Annotated in this window: 13 protein-coding genes; 6 read left to right on the top strand and 7 right to left on the bottom strand. The window is 66.9% G+C overall.

The window, feature by feature from the left end:
- Positions 1 to 10: 10 nt before the first annotated feature.
- Positions 11 to 916, top strand: coding sequence for a hypothetical protein (locus SMN802W_RS0106990; protein WP_019516188.1), 906 nt, complete (start codon positions 11 to 13; stop codon positions 914 to 916).
- A gap of 52 nt (positions 917 to 968) precedes the next feature.
- Here the strand turns inward: SMN802W_RS0106990 and paoC are convergent, their stop codons facing one another.
- From paoC to paoA, 3 genes are read right to left on the bottom strand one after another with little or no spacing between them, the layout of a single operon-like run.
- Entirely contained in the window at positions 969 to 3,188 is a 2,220-nt protein-coding gene (paoC, locus tag SMN802W_RS0106985; RefSeq protein WP_019516187.1) for an aldehyde oxidoreductase molybdenum-binding subunit PaoC, read from the bottom strand.
- Positions 3,189 to 3,192: 4 nt separating this feature from the next.
- Positions 3,193 to 4,140 carry an FAD binding domain-containing protein gene (locus SMN802W_RS0106980; protein WP_019516186.1) on the bottom strand — a complete coding sequence of 316 codons (948 nt, stop codon included), beginning with the start codon at positions 4,138 to 4,140 and terminating at the stop codon, positions 3,193 to 3,195.
- Positions 4,137 to 4,799: an aldehyde dehydrogenase iron-sulfur subunit PaoA gene (paoA, locus tag SMN802W_RS0106975; RefSeq protein ID WP_238560127.1), complete on the bottom strand. Its 663-nt coding sequence runs from the start codon at positions 4,797 to 4,799 to the stop codon at positions 4,137 to 4,139. Before paoA ends, SMN802W_RS0106980 begins: the two co-directional genes overlap by 4 nt.
- Positions 4,800 to 5,078: 279 nt before the next feature.
- Between paoA and SMN802W_RS0106970 the strand changes: the two genes are divergently transcribed.
- Positions 5,079 to 7,541, top strand: coding sequence for a glycoside hydrolase family 3 protein (locus SMN802W_RS0106970; protein ID WP_019516184.1), 2,463 nt, complete (start codon positions 5,079 to 5,081; stop codon positions 7,539 to 7,541).
- Positions 7,542 to 7,578: 37 nt separating this feature from the next.
- Here SMN802W_RS0106970 and SMN802W_RS0106965 read toward each other — a convergent pair whose 3' ends face one another.
- Positions 7,579 to 9,084, bottom strand: a complete 1,506-nt coding sequence (locus SMN802W_RS0106965) for a S10 family peptidase (RefSeq protein WP_238560126.1) — start codon at positions 9,082 to 9,084, stop codon at positions 7,579 to 7,581.
- A gap of 75 nt (positions 9,085 to 9,159) precedes the next feature.
- On the bottom strand, positions 9,160 to 9,345 hold the full coding sequence (locus SMN802W_RS0106960; protein WP_026325853.1) for a helix-hairpin-helix domain-containing protein: 186 nt from the start codon (positions 9,343 to 9,345) through the stop codon (positions 9,160 to 9,162).
- Between the two features lie 72 nt (positions 9,346 to 9,417).
- On the opposite strand from SMN802W_RS0106960, the gene SMN802W_RS0106955 reads away from it, so the two are divergent.
- Positions 9,418 to 9,963: a hypothetical protein gene (locus tag SMN802W_RS0106955; protein ID WP_019516181.1), complete on the top strand. Its 546-nt coding sequence runs from the start codon at positions 9,418 to 9,420 to the stop codon at positions 9,961 to 9,963.
- On the opposite strand, the gene SMN802W_RS0106950 is transcribed toward SMN802W_RS0106955, so the two are convergent.
- Together SMN802W_RS0106950 and SMN802W_RS18730 are read right to left on the bottom strand one after the other, a co-directional pair.
- A complete protein-coding gene (locus tag SMN802W_RS0106950; RefSeq protein WP_019516180.1) occupies positions 9,960 to 10,787 on the bottom strand; it encodes a shikimate 5-dehydrogenase in 828 nt (275 codons plus the stop codon). The two genes, SMN802W_RS0106955 and SMN802W_RS0106950, sit on opposite strands and share 4 nt — an antisense overlap.
- A complete protein-coding gene (locus tag SMN802W_RS18730) occupies positions 10,778 to 11,425 on the bottom strand; it encodes a TetR/AcrR family transcriptional regulator (protein WP_162140003.1) in 648 nt (215 codons plus the stop codon). Before SMN802W_RS18730 ends, SMN802W_RS0106950 begins: the two co-directional genes overlap by 10 nt.
- An 89-nt stretch (positions 11,426 to 11,514) precedes the next feature.
- Here SMN802W_RS18730 and SMN802W_RS0106940 point away from each other — a divergent pair, with 89 nt between their 5' ends.
- The 3 genes from SMN802W_RS0106940 to SMN802W_RS0106930 are packed head-to-tail and all read left to right on the top strand — an operon-like array spanning position 11,515 to position 17,465.
- Positions 11,515 to 12,711: an efflux RND transporter periplasmic adaptor subunit gene (locus tag SMN802W_RS0106940; RefSeq protein WP_019516178.1), complete on the top strand. Its 1,197-nt coding sequence runs from the start codon at positions 11,515 to 11,517 to the stop codon at positions 12,709 to 12,711.
- 6 nt (positions 12,712 to 12,717) lie between these two features.
- A complete protein-coding gene (locus tag SMN802W_RS0106935) occupies positions 12,718 to 15,933 on the top strand; it encodes an efflux RND transporter permease subunit (protein ID WP_019516177.1) in 3,216 nt (1,071 codons plus the stop codon).
- 5 nt (positions 15,934 to 15,938) lie between these two features.
- Positions 15,939 to 17,465 (top strand): efflux transporter outer membrane subunit, encoded by a 1,527-nt coding sequence (locus SMN802W_RS0106930; protein ID WP_443208579.1) that lies wholly within the window; start codon positions 15,939 to 15,941, stop codon positions 17,463 to 17,465.
- Positions 17,466 to 17,534 lie beyond the last annotated feature (69 nt).

The following is a 17,534-nucleotide window of genomic DNA, read 5'->3' as shown; positions in this document are numbered from 1 at the left end:
GAATGATGTTGTGAAGAAACTGACGTGGCATGCTCTAGCCTTCGGCGTGCTCGCAATTGCCGCACCCGCCGCCGCGCAGCGAAGCGTATCGCCTCCAGCGGTCGCATCGACGCGCGCGGCGCGCACGATCCTGTTTATCGGCAACAGCTTCACCTTCGGCGCGAACTCACCGCTGCGAAACTGGCGCGCGAGCACCGTCACCGACCTGAACGGTACCGGCTATGGCGGGGTGCCGGCGTTGTTCAAGGCATTTACCGATCAGGCGGGGCTCGACTATCAGGTCAGCCTTGAGGTCGATGGCGGCAAGACGCTCGGCTTTCACTACGAAAAATGTCGCCGGCTGTTCGACCGCGCGTGGGACGTTGTCATCTTGCAGGAATATAGCACGCTCGATCCCGAGCGTCCGGGCGATGCGCGCGCCTATATCAACGATGTCGCGCGGCTGTCGCGGCTGTTCGCCCGCCGCAATCCGCAGGTGCAGGTCCAGCTGACCGCGACATGGTCGCGCGCCGATCAGGTGTACCGCTCACCCGGCGGGCTGTGGTCGAACAAGCCCGTCTCGCAGATGGCGCTCGATCTGCGCGCCGCGGCTGATCGCGCCCGCGCGGTCAATCCGTTGGTCACGGGCGTGCTGCCGGTCGGGCAAGCGTGGAACCGCGCGTTCGCCGCCGGGGTGGCCGACCCGAACCCGTACGACGGCGTCAGCTTCGGGCAGATCAACCTGTGGAGCTTTGACCACTACCACGCCAGCACCGCGGGCTATTATCTGGAGGCGCTGATCGTGTTTGGCCGCGTTACCGGGATCGATCCGACGACGCTTGGGCCGGGCGAGCAGGCTGCCGACACGCTCGGCCTGTCGCGCGAACAGGCGAGTGCGCTGCAACGCATCGCGCGCGACCAGCTCGCGGCGGAGTAGGGCGTTTATGCGAAGGGACGGGCGGGGAGGCACGGCACCTCCCCGCTGTTCGTCACGCCACCGCGGGCAATTTCTCCAGATGCTTGTCGAGCGTGATCGGATAATCGCGCACGCGTACGCCCGTCGCATTATAGATCGCGTTGGCGACCGCCGCGCCGACGCCGCACAAGCCCAATTCGCCGACGCCTTTCGCCTTCATCGGATTGGCCTTGTCGTCCGCCTCTTCGAGGAACACGACCTCTTGGTGCGGGATGTCGGCGTGGACCGGCACCTCGTAGAGCGCGAGGTCGTGGTTGATGAACAGGCCGAAGCGCTTGTCGACCGCCAGTTCCTCCATCAGCGCCGAGCCGACGCCCATCGTCATCGCGCCGATCACCTGGCTGCGCGCCGACTTGGGGTTGATGATCCGCCCCGCCGCGCACACCGCCAGCATTCGCCTGAGCCGCGTCGCACCGGTATAGGAATCCACGCCCACCTCGACGAAATGCGCGCCGAAGGTCGAGATCTGATAGTTCTTGTCGAGCTTGCCGAATTCGATCTTGTCCTCGGCCACCAGTTCGCCGCCCTGCGCGGCTTGCCTGAGGTCGGCGGTGCGGTTGCCGCTGGTGACCTTGCCGCTTGCGAACATCGCGTCGGCGGAGTTGAAGCCCAGTCGCTGCGCCACCTGCTCGCGCAGTTTGACGCATGCCGCGTAGACGCCCGCGGTCGCGTTCGCCGCGCCGAACTGCCCGCCCGATCCTGCCGAAACTGGATAGGCCGAGCTGCCCAGCTTCACGACGACCGCCTCGGCCGGTACGCCCATCATCTCGGCGGCGGTCTGCGCGATGATGGTGTAGCTGCCGGTGCCGATATCGGTCATGTCGGTCTCAACCGTGATGACGCCGCCGGGGCTCAATCGCACCCGCGCCGCAGACGGCATGTTCATGTGGTTGCGGAACGCAGAGGCCACGCCCATGCCCACCAGCCATTTGCCGTCGCGCACCTGCGCCGGTTTGGCATTACGACGCGACCAGCCGAAGCGCTGCGCGCCTTGCGTGAGGCAGCGCACCAGTTCGCGCTGCGAGAAGCGCCGCTCGGGCTTTTCGGGATCGACCTGCGTGTCGTTCTTGATGCGGAACGCGATCGGATCCAGCCCAAGCTTCTCGGCCATCTCGTCCATCGCGATCTCGAGCGCCATCATGCCCGGTGCCTCGCCCGGCGCGCGCATCGCATTGCCCTCAGGCAGGTTCAGCACCGCCAGCCGCATCGAGGTCAGCCGGTTTGCGCCCGCGTAGAGCAACTTGGTCTGGTTGACCGCCGTCTCGGGCTTGCCGCCGGGCTGGTCGCCCGACCCGCTCTCATGCGCGATCGCGGTGATCGTGCCGTCCTTCTGCGCCCCGATGCGGATGCGCTGGCGCGTCGCGGGGCGGTGCGTCGCGTTGTTGACCATCACCGGCCGCGACAGCGCCAGCTTGACCGGCCGACCCGCCGCCTTGGCACCCAGCGCCGCCATCACCGCGTCGGTGCGCAGGAACAGCTTTCCGCCGAACCCGCCGCCGACGTACGGCGACATGAAGCGGATCTTCTCCTTCGGCATCTCCAGCGTCTTGGCCAGGTCCTCGTGGCCCCAGTTGATCATCTGGTTGGAGGTCCACAGCATCAGCTCGTCGCCGTTCCACGACGCGATCGAGGCGAACGGCTCCATCATCGCGTGGCTATGGTCGGGGGTCGAGTAGGTCTGGTCGAGCGTGACGGCTGCGGCAGCGAACGCCTGTTCGAACTTGCCGACGCGGTCGACCGGTGGCGCGCCGCTGCCCTCGCCGCTCGACCCGCCGGTCAGCGGCGCGGTCTTGAGCGCCTGATCGAGGTCGAACTGCGCCGCGCCGCGCGCATAATCGACGCGGACGAGTCCCGCGGCGGCGCGCGCCTGCTCGAACGTTTCAGCGACAACGATCGCGACTGCCTGATGGTAATGGTCGACCTCTGGCCCGGCGAGCAGCTTGACGGTGTTCTTGTCGCCCTTGCCGAGCGGCCCGGCATCCTTGCCGGTCACGATCGCGAGGACGCCCGGCGCCGCCTTCGCCGCGCGCGTGTCGATGCTCGCGATCCGTCCCTTGGCGATCGCGGCGGGGACGAGATAGCCGTAGGCCGCGTTCGGCACATCGGCGTGATGCTCATAGGCGTAGGGGGCAGTGCCGGTGGTCTTCAGCGGGCCGTCGATGCGGTTCATCGCGCGGCCGACGACTTGCATCCGATCGATCGGGTTCTGCCCGGCGGGTGTGTCGAACTTCATGGTCTCAAGCCTTGGATTGCGCGATGACGGAAGCGAGCGCGCGAGTCGCGAGCGGCAGCTTGAAGGCATTGTCCTTCGTCGGCGTTGCACCCTGGAACGCGCGCGCGGTGACGGCGGCGGCGCCTTGGCGCAGCAGCGCCTCCGCCGCCTCGACCCGCCACGGACGCGGTGCGACGCCGCCGAAGGCGACGCGGCCGGTGCCATCGGGCTGGATCACCGCGGCGACCGAGACGAGGGCGTAGGCGTAGGAGGCGCGGTCGCGCACCTTTTCGTAAAAATGCTTGCCGCCGATCGGCTTGGGAAGCGTCACCGCGGTGATCAGCTCACCGGGTTTCAGCACCGTGTCCTGCTCGGGATGGTCGCCCCACAGACGGTGAAAGTCGGCCATCGGGATCGCACGACGCTGTCCGGCCGGATCGATCGTCTCCACGTACGCGTCGAGCACGCGCATCGCGACGGCCATGTCGCCGGGGAAGGTCGCGATGCACGTGTCCGATACGCCGATCACGCCCAGCTGACGCGAATAGCCGCCGATCGCGGCGCAGCCCGAGCCGGGCTTGCGCTTGTTGCACGCCATGTTGGTGTCGTAGAAGTACGGGCAGCGCGTGCGCTGGAGCAAATTGCCCGCAGTCGACGCCTTGTTGCGCAACTGCCCGCTCGCCCCTGCGACGATCGCGCGCGTCAGCACACCATAGTCGCGCCGCACCCGCTCGTCGGCGGCAAGGTCGGTGTTGGTGACGAGCGCACCGATCCGCAGACCGCCCTCTGCGGTCTTTTCGATCTTGTCGAAACCAAGGTCCTGCACGTCGATCAAGTGCGTCGGCGTCTCGACCTCGATCTTCATCAGGTCGAGCAGGTTGGTGCCACCGGCCAGGAACTTCGCGCCCGGCCGCGCCGCCGCCTGTGCTGCGGCTCGCGCATCCTTCGCGCGCTCGTAGGTGAACGCCTTCATGCCCGCACCCCCGCAACCTCTTCCATCGCTTCTGCGATGTTGGAGTATGCGCCGCAGCGACAGATGTTACCGCTCATCCGCTCGCGCAGTTCCATGTTGGTGACCTGCGGGCGGGCCGACACGTCCGCCTGGACGTGGCTGGGCACCCCGCGCTTGATCTCGTCAAGCACCGCGACCGCCGAGCAGATCTGCCCCGGCGTGCAGTAACCGCACTGATATCCATCGTGCTTGACGAACGCCGCCTGCATCGGGTGGAGCTTGTCGGGCGTGCCCAGCCCCTCGATCGTCGTCACCTTGTCGCCCTGGTGTTGGACTGCGAGGCTCAGGCACGAGTTGATCCGCACACCGTTGACCATGACGGTGCATGCGCCGCACTGACCGTGGTCGCATCCCTTCTTGGTGCCGGTGAGATGCAGATGCTCGCGCAGCGCATCGAGCAGCGTCGTGCGCGTGTCGAGTGTCAGCTCCTCACGCTTGCCGTTGACCTCGAACGACACCGGCATCGTCGGCGCGGGCTGCGCGGATGCCGTCGGCGCAGATGTCGCCGCCTGCGCGATTGCGCCGGGAGCGCTGGTCATCGCAGCGGTGGCGGCGCCACCCGCCAGCACGCCGCGGCGCGATAGCGCGCCCATCTGGATTTTCGACATGATGTCTTTCATCTGACTGTTCGTCATGCAGCGCCACGACCGGCTGGCCGTGCAGAAACGCTGCTGCCCCGAGGCGAAGAACCTTTCGTACGCGATTTCGTTTCCTAACCCATGTAAGTTTATATGGCTGACGCGATTTTGAGCGGCACCGCACTTACGCATCAGTGGGCGCGCTTGGATGTCAAACTGGTCTGCTCCGTCAATGTGCGACCTTGACCCGCTTGTGACCACCCGGAGCGCCGATTAGGGCTCGATCAAACGGGTTCGCGCGTGGGCGCACGGGGAGGAAGCATGAGGACGATCAGGATCGGCATCGCGGCGACGTTGCTGGCAAGTGCGGCGGCATTGTCGGCGCAGGGAGCGGATCCAGCGGTCAGCGCGTCGGCGACCGCGCACCCCGACCAATGGCCCGCGCTCGTGATGAAGCGCAAGCGCGATCCGAAGGTCGAGGCGCGTGTCGACGCGATGCTGCGCCGCATGAGCGTCGAGGATAAGGTCGGCCAGTTGCTGCAGGTCGATATCGCCTCGATCACGCCGAAGGACCTGGAGACGTACAAGCTCGGCTCGATCCTGAATGGCGGTAATTCGGCGCCCAACAACGACGAATTCGCACCCGCGCCCGAATGGCTGAAGCTGTTCGACGCCTTCTGGGACGCCTCGGTGAAACGCGGCGACGGGCGTCCGGTCGTGCCGGTGATCTGGGGCACCGACGCGGTGCATGGCGACAACAACATCGTCGGCGCGACGCTGTTTCCGCACAACATCGGTCTCGGCGCGATGCGCGATCCCGAGCTCGTCCGTCGCATCGGTGTCGCGACCGCCGCCGAGACCGCGGCGACCGGCATCGACTGGAGCTTCGCGCCGACCGTGGCGGTGGTGCAGGACGATCGCTGGGGCCGCACCTACGAGAGCTATTCGGAGGAGCCCTCGCTCGTCGCCTCCTACGCCGGTGCGATGGTGGAGGGGATACAAGGGCGCGTCGGCGGCGACTTCATGCGCCCGGGTCACGTCATCTCGTCGGTCAAGCATTTCCTCGGCGACGGCGGTACCGGCGGGCGCGATCAAGGCGACACGCGCGTCAGCGAGGCGACGCTGCGCGACGTGCATGCCGCAGGCTACATGACCGCGCTGCCCGCGGGAGCGTTGACCGTGATGCCCAGCTTCTCGAGCTGGAACGGTACCAAGCTGACCGGCAACAAGTCGCTGCTGACGGGCGTGCTGAAGGAACGCTGGGGTTTCGACGGCTTCGCGGTCGGCGACTGGAACGCGCACGGGCAGGTGCCGGGCTGCACCAACGAGGATTGCGCGGCGGCGATCAACGCCGGGCTCGACATGTTCATGTACTCGGGGCCCAAGTGGAAGGAGCTCTACGCCAACACGCTGCGCGAGGCGAAAGGGGGGATCATCCCGGCGGCGCGGCTCGACGATGCGGTGCGCCGTATCCTGCGCGTCAAGGTACTGGCCGGCACGTTCGAGGCGGGTCGACCGTCATCGCGGCCGTTCGCGGGCAAGTTCGACCTGATCGGCAGCGCCGAGCATCGGGCGCTGGCGCGTCAGGCGGTGCGCGAGTCGCTGGTGCTGCTCAAGAACAACGGCGTGTTGCCGATCAAGGCCGGTGCGAACGTGCTGGTCGCAGGCGCCGGCGCCGACAATATCGGGCAGCAGGCGGGCGGCTGGTCGATCACTTGGCAGGGCACCGGCGTGACCAACGCCAACTTCCCCAATGCGCAGTCGATCTGGGGCGGGCTGTCGCAGGCGATCCGCGCCGCGGGTGGCACCGCGACGCTGTCGGCGACGGGCAGCTACGCGAGCAAGCCCGATGTCGCGATCGTCGTGTTCGGCGAAACGCCTTACGCTGAATTCTCCGGCGACCGCCCGACGCTGGAATTCGGCCCCGACGACAAATCGAGCCTGCAACTGCTACGTCGGTTGAAGGCGGCGAGGGTGCCGACCGTGTCGGTGTTCCTGTCGGGGCGCCCCTTGTGGGTGAACCCGGAGCTGAACGCGTCCGACGCCTTCGTCGCCGCTTGGCTGCCGGGGACCGAGGGCGGCGGCGTCGCCGACCTGCTCGTCGCGGGCCGCGACGGCAAGCCCAAGGCCGATTTCCACGGCACCTTGTCCTTTTCCTGGCCGAAGCGGCTCGACCAATATGTGCTCAACCGGCGCGATCCCAACTACGATCCGCTGTTCGCGTTCGGCTACGGCCTGTCCTACGCGAAGGGCGGGCAGGTACCGCAGCTCGACGAAGCGCGGCCGGCGAACGCGAGCGGCGACCAGAACGCGCTGTTCGTGCGCGGGCGGCTCGCCCCCGGTGCGTCGCTCAGGACCAGCGGCGCGGTAACGCAGGCGCGCATCGATCGGCAGGCGCAGGAGGACAGCGTACGGCTTACCTTCACCGGTGCGGGCGAACTCGCGGTCGAGCAGGCGCAGCCGATCGACCTGTCGCGCGAGTCGAACGGGCAGTTGAGCCTGATCCTCGACTACCGCGTCACGCATGCGCCGACCGGCACCGTCACGCTCGGCATGGCCGGCGGACGCTCGGCCTCGGTGCCGATCACCGGTGCGTTGCGTGGCGCCGGCAGCGACTGGACGCAGCTGGCGGTGCCATTGCGCTGCTTTGCCGATCAGGGCGTCGACATGGCCAAGGTGACACGTCCCGCGGTGATCGCCGCGACCGGTGCAGTCGGCATCGACGTGTCGGGCATCCACGTCGCCAGCGCACCGCCCGGTCCGGTCAGCTGCGGCCAGCGTTGAATGAGCGGGGCGACGCGCACGGCGTCGCCCCGCTCATTCAGCGGTACAGCGCCCGCGCGTCGTTCTTGAACGCGGCACCGCTGTCGTTCCGGCTGTAGAACATGTGCCCGCCCGGATAGACCTTCAGCGCGACGCGCTCGGCCTGGCCGAAGGCGGGCATCTGGTCGACAATCAGGCGTGAGGCGAAGAACGGGCATGATAGATCGTCCCAGCCGTGGACGATCATCACGCGCATCTTGGGATCGTTGGCGATCGCTTTGCGCAGGTCGGTGACGGGCGTGTCGGCGGGCTTGCCGCGGTTCCATGCAGCATTCACCGCGTAGGACAGGGCATTGTAGCGCGCGTCGGTCTTCCACCCGACCTCGCGCGTGACGAAATCGACCATCGCGCTGGTCGTCGGCGCGATCAAAGCGTCGAGGATCGGGTCGTTCGACTGCTGGCTCGGCGACCAGGGGAAGGGGTCGAACGCGGTGACGTTCGAATCGTACACGCTGCCGATCGTGCCTTCGCTCCTGTGCACCTCGCGCAGGTAGGTGCGGCTGTCGACACGCCCGCCCAGCCGTTGGACGAGGGCAGGGTCGAGCCCGGTCAGCTGCGTGACGCGGCTCACGATGCGGCTCGTCGCCTGCGGGTCCGATCGCCCGCGCAGCAGGTCGCGCGCGAAGTCGCCGCGGGTGTAATCCTCTACCTCCGCCATCGCTGCCGGGGTGAGCCGGCCCTGCCGCTCGAGGTTCGCCGCCGCCATCGAGGGCAGGTCGATCATCCACGGGAGCGGCGACAGCGCGGTCGCATCGTCGCCCGAGGCGGGGTCGAGATAGGGCGATACCATGATGAGGCCGTTGATGCCGACGCCGATCTGCGACTGCAGTTCGTAGGCGATGCGCGGCGCGCGGTACCCGCCGTAACTCTCGCCCATCACGTACTTCGGGGAACGCAGCCGACCTTCCTTGACCAGCCAGTCGTAGACGACCTTGGACAGATATTTGATGTCGGGATCGTTGGCGTAGAACGCCTTCTTGGTCTCGTCCTCGCTCACCAGGCTGCGGCTGAACCCGGTGCCGATGGGATCGATAAAGACGAGGTCGGTGAAATCGAGCCAGGTGTTGGGATTGTCGCTGGCGATCGGCGCGTCCGAGGGTGCGTCACCCTGCGCGCCGAACTGCACGCGCTTGGGACCGACCGCCCCCATGTTGAGGTACACCGATGCCGCGCCCGGCCCGCCGTTGAACGCGAAGGTGACGGGCCGCGCCGGATCGCGACCCGGCACCGTGTAGGCGGTGTAGACGACCTGTCCGATCTCCTTGCCGCTTTCGTCGCGGACCGGCAGTGTGCCGACCGTCGCGCGGTAGTTCAGCACGCGTCCGCCGACGCGCACGCTCTGCGCGATCGAGCGGTCGGCGGGCAGCGGCGGCATCTTGGTGCCGTCGTCGGTTTTCTTTTCGACCGTGGTGGTGGTCTTGTCCTGTGCAAGCGCGGGAGTGACGGACGCGAGCAGCAGGACAGCGACGAGCAGGCGGATCGGCAAACGGTTTGGCTGTGGCAAGTGGTAATCCCTCTCTCGCCAGCAACTTACCGCCTGCGCCGCGTGGCGCAATCCGGCCTGCTGCCAAAAGCCGCGTCACGCGACGGAAAGATACTCTTCCACACCATCGGCCTTCTGCGCCAGGCCGGGCACCTCGTTCAGTTGCCGAAGCTCGGTGAAGCCGCCGCGTTCCTCGCGGTAGCGGACGATCTCCGCACCATGTCCGGCAAGCGGCGGGACGCCGTCGAGGTCGGCGGCGGTCGCAGTGTTCAGGTCGATCATGCACATGGCTCCTTTGATCGCAGAACCACCGGTGCGCGGCTCCGATCCGCCCCTCACGGCGTTAAGCGCATCATGCTGGTCTTTCTCGACTTCGAAGCTTCGTCCCTGTCGAAACGCAGTTATCCGATCGAGGTCGCCTGGGTGTTCGAGGATGGCCGCGGCGAAGCGCATCTGATCCGTCCCGCGCCCTTGTGGGACGATTGGGACGACGCGGCGGAGGCGATCCACGGCATCGCGCGCGCCGAGTTGGAGCAGCAGGGCGAGGATCACACGGCGGTTGCACGCCGCATGGTCGCCGAACTCTCCGGCCACGATCTGCTGGCAAGCGCGCCGTCATGGGACGGCAAGTGGCTGAGCGTGCTGCTGCGTGCCGCCAAGCTGCCGCGTCACAGCCTACGCTTGCGCGACAGCGACGACGCGCACCGCGACCGCGCGCATGCGATTCTCTCGCAGGCATTGTCGGGCAACGCGTTGGCGTCCGCCGTGGCCGAGGTGCTCGAACAGAGCGAACCGCGCGGGGAGGGCGAGCCGCCCGCGCATCGCGCGCTCGCCGACGCGCGGGAAGAGTACGAACGCTGGCAGGCGATCGGCCGCCTGGCGAGCGAACGTATACGCTAATCGATCTCACCGCGCGCAAACGCCGCGGCGTGCGCGACATCGTCGTCGTCGGGGCGGACGCCGGTGTATAGCACGAACTGCTCCAGCGCCTGTAACACCGCAATATCGGCGCCCGCGATCGTTACCTTCCCCGCCGCCCGCGCCGCCCGCAGGAACGGCGTTTCCGCCGGCAGTGCCACCACCTCGACCGCGACCGAGCAGCGCGTGACCACCTGAGGTGTAAAGGCGAGCGCGGTGTCATCGCCGCCGCTCATGCCGATCGGCGTTGCGTTGACGATCACCGCCGCGCCATCGCCGGACTCCGCCTGCCAGTCGAAGCCGTAAGCATCTGCAAGCGCGCGTCCCTTCTCCTCATTACGCGCGACGATCGTGCCACGCCGGTGCCCGCGATCGCGCAGCGCCGCCACAACCGCCTTCGCCATGCCGCCCGAACCGCGCAGGCTGAACGGCATATCGGCATCGACGCCGGCGCGATCGAGCAGGTCGCGCACCGCGCTGTAATCGGTGTTGTAGCCGGTCAGCCGCCCGTCGTCGTTGACGATCGTGTTGACACTGTCGATCGCCGCAGCGGAGCCTGCGAGGCCATCGAGCAGCGGGATCACCGCTTCCTTGAACGGCATCGACACTGCACAACCGCGCACGCCCAATGCACGGATACCCGTGACCGCGCCGGCCAAGTCGGTGGTCGTGAACGCCTTGTAGACGTAGTCGAGCCCAAGCCGCTCGTAGAGGCGATTATGGAAGCGCGAGCCGAAATTGCTCGGGCGCGCGGCGAGCGACATGCACAGCCGCGTGTCGCACCCGATTGGCGGCTTCACGCGCACGCGGCCTGCTCGACCGGATCGCCGCACAAGGCATCGACCTGAGCGTCGATGCAGGCGAGCAATGGCGCGAACACCGCTCGGTCGACCTGTCCCGGCCACAGCACGCGGCGTTGCATCACCCCCCATGACACCGTCAGGATCAGGTTGGCGACGGTGACCAGCCGGTCTTCGTCGACGTCGGCGGCGGCGATGATGCGGAGTGCGAGGATCAGTTGCTGACGAAGCCGCTGGTCGATCATGTGGAAGATCGCCGCAATCCGTTCGTTGCGCGCGGCCTCCGCGGTGATCTCGGCGAAGATGCGCGCGTCATCCACCTCCTCGCAGGCGACAAAATCGGCGATCCACACGCGCACCGCGGCGTGATCGCCGGTCGAACAGGCATTGCACAGCACGCCATCGTACAGGAACTCGTCTAGGTCCTGCTCGACCATTGCTGCGACGATCGCCTCCTTGTTGGCAAAATCGCGATAGATCTGCCCCACGAGCACGCCCGACGCCTTCGAGATCTGCGCCATGCCGGTGTTGTGAAATCCCGCCTCGGCAAACAATGTGCGCGCGGCCTGGATCACCTGCGACCGGCGTGCATTTGCCTTTTCGTTGCGCGGTAACGGCGTTTCCGCCGCTTCGGTCCTGCTCATCATCTCCTTCCCATATTGACGCTGGCGCTCGTTCGCAGTAGCAGCATTCGTGAGTGATCGTTCATTCACACATTTTTTCCGGGAAGTCCATGCTTATCAATCGTTTTGCGGTCGCCGCGATGCTGGCGATGCCGCTCGCCGCATGTGGGGGTGGCAAGGAGCAGGCGCAGCAGCAGCCTGCCGGACCGCCGCAAGTTGGGGTGGTCGCGGTGAAGAGCGAGTCGGTGACGCTTACCACCACGCTGCCGGGCCGCACGGTTGCGTATGAGACGTCCGAGGTGCGCCCGCAGGTCAACGGCCTGATCCTGGCGCGACTGTTCACCGAGGGCGATCAGGTGACCAAGGGCCAGCCGCTTTATCGCATCGATCCGCAGCCGTATGTGACGCAGGTGGCCAGCGCGCGCGCCGCGTTGGCCCGCGCGCGATCCGCGATCGCGTCGAGCGCGGCGCTCCAGCGCCGCTATGGTGAGCTGGTCAAGATCAACGCCATCGCGAAGCAGGACTACGAGAACGCGATCACGTCGGCGGCGCAGGCGCGTGCCGATGTCGCGGCACAGGAAGCGGCGGTGCGTTCGGCGCAGATCGATCTCGCGCGCACCACCATCCGCGCGCCGATCTCGGGTCGGATCGGGCGTTCGGTGGCGACCACCGGCGCGCTGGTCACCTCGGGCCAGGCCGATCCGCTCACCACGATCCAGCGGCTCGACCCGATCTACGTCGACGTGCCGCAATCGAGCGCCGATTTGCTCGCGCTGAGGCAGAAGATCGCGAACGGCGACCTGTCGCGCGGTGGGCAGGCGGCACGCGTGCAGCTGCGGCTCGAGGACGGATCGGTGTACCCGATCGAGGGAACGCTCCAGTTCACCGACGTCAGCGTCGATCCGTCGACCGGCACGCAGACGATCCGCGCGCGCTTCCCCAATCCGCGCAGCGTGCTGCTGCCCGGCATGTACGTTCGCGCCGAACTAATCGAGGGCACGCAGGGCAGCGCGCTGCTGGTCCCGCAACGCGCGGTGCAGCGTGACGAAAAGGGCGAGCCGACCGTCATGGTCGTGGGCGCGGGCAACAAGGTCGAGATGCGCAAGCTGACTGCACCGCGTACGATCGGCGACAACTGGCTTGTCACCGCTGGCCTAAAGGCCGGTGAGAAGGTGATCGTCGAGGGCGGCATGATGCTGCGTCCCGGCATGCCGGTGAAGGCCGTCGCGTGGAACCCGAATGCGAAGCCGGGCGGGCAGCCGGGCGGCGCGGCAGGTGCCGGCCAGCCGCAGCAGGAAGCGAAGTAACCGCTCATGTCACGCTACTTCATCGATCGCCCCATCTTCGCGTGGGTGCTGGCCATCGTCGTGATGCTTGCGGGCGTGCTCGCGATCCGCAGCCTGCCGATCGCGCAGTTCCCCGCGATCGCGCCGCCTGCGGTGTCGATCACCGCGACCTATCCGGGCGCCGACGCGGCGACGCTGGAAAACACGACGACGCAGATCATCGAGCAGCAGATGAAGGGGATCGACCACCTTCGCTACTTCTCGTCCTCGTCGTCGTCGGCGGGCACCGTCACCATCACGCTCACCTTCGAGCAGGGCACCGATCCCGACACCGCGCAGGTGCAGGTGCAGAACAAGCTGCAGGCAGCGACCCCGCTCCTGCCGCAAGAGGTTCAGCGGCAGGGCATCATCGTCGCCAAGGCGACGCAGAACTTCCTGCTGTTCGTCGGCCTGTACTCGGAAAACGGTCAGCACGACGCGGTCGATCTGGCGGACTATGTCGCGTCCAAGATGCAGGACCCGCTGTCGCGCGTCAGCGGGGTGGGCGACACGCAGATCTTCGGCTCGCAATATGCGATGCGCATCTGGGTCGATCCGCTGAAGCTCAACAATTACGCGCTGACGATGGCGGACGTGACCAACGCCGTCACCGCGCAGAACGCGCAGGTATCGGCCGGGCAATTGGGCGCGCAGCCGGCTCCCAAGGAGCAGATGCTGAATGCCACCGTGTCGGTGTCGTCGCGTCTGACCTCGCCGGAGCAGTTCGGCCAGATCCGGTTGAAGAGCAACACCGACGGGTCGGTCGTGCGCCTGCGCGATGTCGCCCGGGTGGAGATCGGCGCGGAGAATTACGGCTTCTCGGCGCAGTGGAACGGCAAGCCCGCCTCGGGCATCGGCGTGAAGCTCGCGCCGGGCGCGAACGCGCTCGACACCGTCGACGCGGTCAAGGCGCGGATGACCGAGATCGGCAAGCAGCTGCCGCCCGACGTCAAAGTCATCTTCCCGTACGACACATCGCCGTTCGTGCGTCTGTCGATCGAGCAAGTGATCCATACCCTCGTCGAGGCGGTCGTGCTCGTCTTCCTCGTCATGTTCCTGTTCCTGCAGAACTGGCGTGCGACGATCATCCCGACGATCGCGGTGCCTGTGGTATTGACGGGTACGTTCGCGGTGCTGGCGGTCGCGGGTTATTCGATCAACACGCTGACCTTGTTTGGCATGGTGCTGGCGATCGGCCTGCTGGTCGACGACGCGATCGTCGTGGTCGAGAACGTCGAACGACTGATCGTCGAGGAGCATCTCTCGCCGAAGGATGCCGCGCGCAAGTCGATGGACGAGATTTCGGGCGCGTTGATCGGCATCGGCCTGGTGCTGTCGGCGGTGTTCCTGCCGATGGCGTTCTTCAGCGGCTCGACAGGCGTCATCTACCGCCAGTTCTCGATCACGATCGTGTCGGCGATGGTGCTGTCGGTCGCGACCGCGCTGATCCTGACGCCGGCCTTGTGCGCGACGATCCTGAAGCCGCACGATCCCGATAAGAAGGAAGGCAAGGGGCCGCTCGCGCGCTTCTTCCGCTGGTTCAACGATCGCTTCGATCGCGGACGCGACCGCTACGTCAAGGGCACGCGCTCGACGGCGCGGCGCTGGGGGCGTTCGCTGATCGTGTACGCGCTGATCGTCGGCGGCATGGTGCTGCTGTTCGCGCGGCTTCCGTCGGGCTTCCTGCCCGAAGAGGATCAGGGCGTGATGATCGCGCTGGTGCAAGGTCCGCCGGGTGCTACGACCGAGCGGACGCAAAAGGGCCTCGACCTCGTACGCGATCACTTCCTCAGCAAGGAAAGCGCTTCGATCCGCGGCGTCTACACGATCAACGGCTTCAGCTTCGCGGGTACCGGACAGAACAGCGGCATCGCCTTCATCCCGATGAAGGAATGGAAGGATCGCCCCGGTGCGGAGAACCGTGCGCAGGCGGTCGTCGGTCGCGCGATGGCGGTGCTCGGTCGCTACGCCGACGGCATGATCTTCGCGGTCATTCCGCCTGCGGTGCAGGAACTCGGCAACGCTTCCGGCTTCGACCTGCAATTGGTCGACGAGGCCGGGATTGGACACGAGAAGCTGCTTGCTGCACGTAACCAGATGTTGGGCATGGCGTCGCAGAACAAGTCGCTGGTCGGCGTGCGCCCCAATGCGCTCGACGATGCGCCGCAACTCAAGATCAACGTCGATCAGGACAAGGCACGCGCGCTCGGGCTCGACCTGTCGTCGGTCAACAGCACGATCGCGACCGCCTGGGGTGGATCATACGTCAACGACTTCATCGATCGAGGCCGCGTGAAGCGCGTCTATGTTCAGGTCGACGCACCGTACCGGTTGCGGCCGGAGGATGTGGCGAGCCTGTACGTACGCGGCACGAACAATGCGATGGCGCCGTTCACGGCCTTCTCAACCACGTCGTGGCAGCAGGGCGCGACCCAGCTGACGCGCTACAACGGGCAACCGTCGATGGAGATATTGGGGCAACCGGCGCCGGGCGTCTCCTCGGGCACCGCGCTCAAGGCGATGAACGACATTCATGCGAAGCTGCCGCCGGGAACCAGGCTCGAGCCGACCGGGCTGAGCTACGAGGAGCAGTTGTCGGGCGGTCAGGCGCCGGCCCTGTACGCGCTGTCGCTGCTGATCGTGTTCCTGTGCCTTGCGGCGCTGTACGAGAGCTGGTCGGTGCCGATCTCGGTCATGCTGGTTGTACCGCTCGGGGTGATCGGCGCCTTGCTGGCTGCGTGGCTGACCGGGCTCAACAACGATATCTATCTGCAGGTCGGGCTCATCACCACGATCGGCGTGTCGGCCAAGAACGCGATCCTGATCGTTGAATTCGCCGAGGAGAAGATGCGCGATGGCTTGTCGGCATTCGACGCCGGGATCGAGGCCGCCAAGATCCGGCTCCGTCCCATCTTGATGACCAGTCTTGCGTTCATCTTCGGCGTGCTGCCGCTCGCGATTTCGACCGGTGCGGGGGCAGGCGGGCAGAACGCGATCGGCCGCGCGGTGGTCGGCGGCATGTTGACCGCAACGGTGTTCGCGATCTTCCTTGTGCCGATGTTCTTCGTGGTCGTGCTGCGCCTGTTCGGCCAGGGCGGCCATGCGGAGCCCGCCGCTAACGACGATCCCGACCATGGCGATGGTGACAACCGCCGCCGCGACCATGACACGAACCAGGGCCGCCCCGCGGTCGAGGGAGCTTGATTACCGTGACCCGCTCCAGCCTTGTCGCCGCGCTCGCTTTGTCGACCGCGCTCGCCGGGTGCAATCTTGCGCCCAAGTACGAACGCCCGACCGGCGCGGTGCCTGCCGCCTTCCCGCAAGGGGGCGTCTATCCGCGCGCGGCGAGTGATGCGGTCGACGTGTCCGCGATCGGCTGGCGCGACTTCTTCCTCGATCCGCGCCTGCGCCAGGTGATCGACACCGGGCTCGCCAACAATCGTGACCTGCGCATCGCGGCCGGCAACGTGCTGCAGGCGCGTGCGCAATATCGTATCCAGCGCTCGGATCTGGTGCCGACTACGACGCTATCGGGCTCGGCGACGTACACCAACAACATCTTCGGCGCGACGGGCGCCAACGCCGGCGCGGGCAGTGGCGGTGCGACGAGTGGCGGAACGGGCACGGGCACGGGTACCGGTACCGGCGGCGGCCTGGGCGGTGGTGGTGCCGGCATCGGGGGTGCGGGCGTTGGCTCGTCATCATCGAACGTCGAATTCTATTCGGTCAACGCCGGCTTCTCGGCCTTCGAGCTCGACCTGTTCGGGCGCGTCCGCAACCTCAGCCGCGCTGCGCTCGAGCAATATTTCGCCTCCGAGGAAGCGCAACGCTCGGCGCGGATCAGCCTGATCGCCGAGATCGCGACCGCGTGGCTGACGCTCGCGTCCGACCAGGAGCAGCTGCAGCTGTCACGCCGTACGCTCCAAACCTTCGGCGAGACGCTGCGGCTTACACAGGCGCAGTTCCGCATCGGCGTCGCCTCCGAACTGGAGGCGCGCCAAGCCGAGACGAACTATCAGTCCGCGCGAAACGACATCGCCACGCTGATGACGCGGGTGACGCAGGATCAGAACGCGCTCAACCTGCTGGTCGGAACGACTGTGCCGAGCGAGCAACTGCCCGCCGGCTTGGGCAAGACCGCCTATACGCGCGACGCGCTTCCCGGCGATGTCTCGTCCGCGGTGCTGTTGCGGCGTCCCGACGTTCTCCAGGCCGAGCATCAGCTGATCGCCCAGAATGCCAACATCGGCGCTGCGCGTGCAGCGTTCTTCCCGCGGATTTCGCTCACCGCGACCATCGGGACGATCTCTACCGCGCTCTCGGGTCTGTTCGGTGGTGGCAGCTTCACCTACACCGGCACACCGTCGGTTGGCCTGCCGCTGTTCGATGGCGGGGCGAGGAAGGGCAGTCTCGACTATGCGCGCGCATCGCAGCAGGTCGCGGTGTCGACCTACGAGCGCGCGATCCAGTCCGCGTTCCGGGAGGTCGCCGATGCACTGGCGCAGCGCGGCACCATCGGGGAGCAGGTATCGGCCCAGTCGGCCCGCGCCAATGCGGCGCAGGTTGCCGCCCGTCTGTCCGAGGCGCGGTACCGTGCCGGCGTCGACTCGTTCCTCGTGTCGCTCGACGCGCAGCGTACCGCCTATGCGGCGCAGCAGCAGCTGGTCACCACACGGCTGACGAGTGCGAGCAATCTGGTCGAGCTTTATCGTTCGTTGGGCGGCGGCATCAACTGAGACGCACCCAGCTGGCAAATGCCTCCTTAGACGGGGGTGGCAGGCACGCTGACGCGTTTTTCAGAAGAA

Source organism: Sphingomonas sp. Mn802worker (genome assembly GCF_000382485.1).
Classification (GTDB): domain Bacteria; phylum Pseudomonadota; class Alphaproteobacteria; order Sphingomonadales; family Sphingomonadaceae; genus Sphingomonas.
Note: the sequence above shows the minus strand (reverse complement) of the source record. Positions and strands in the feature narration are given on the sequence as shown.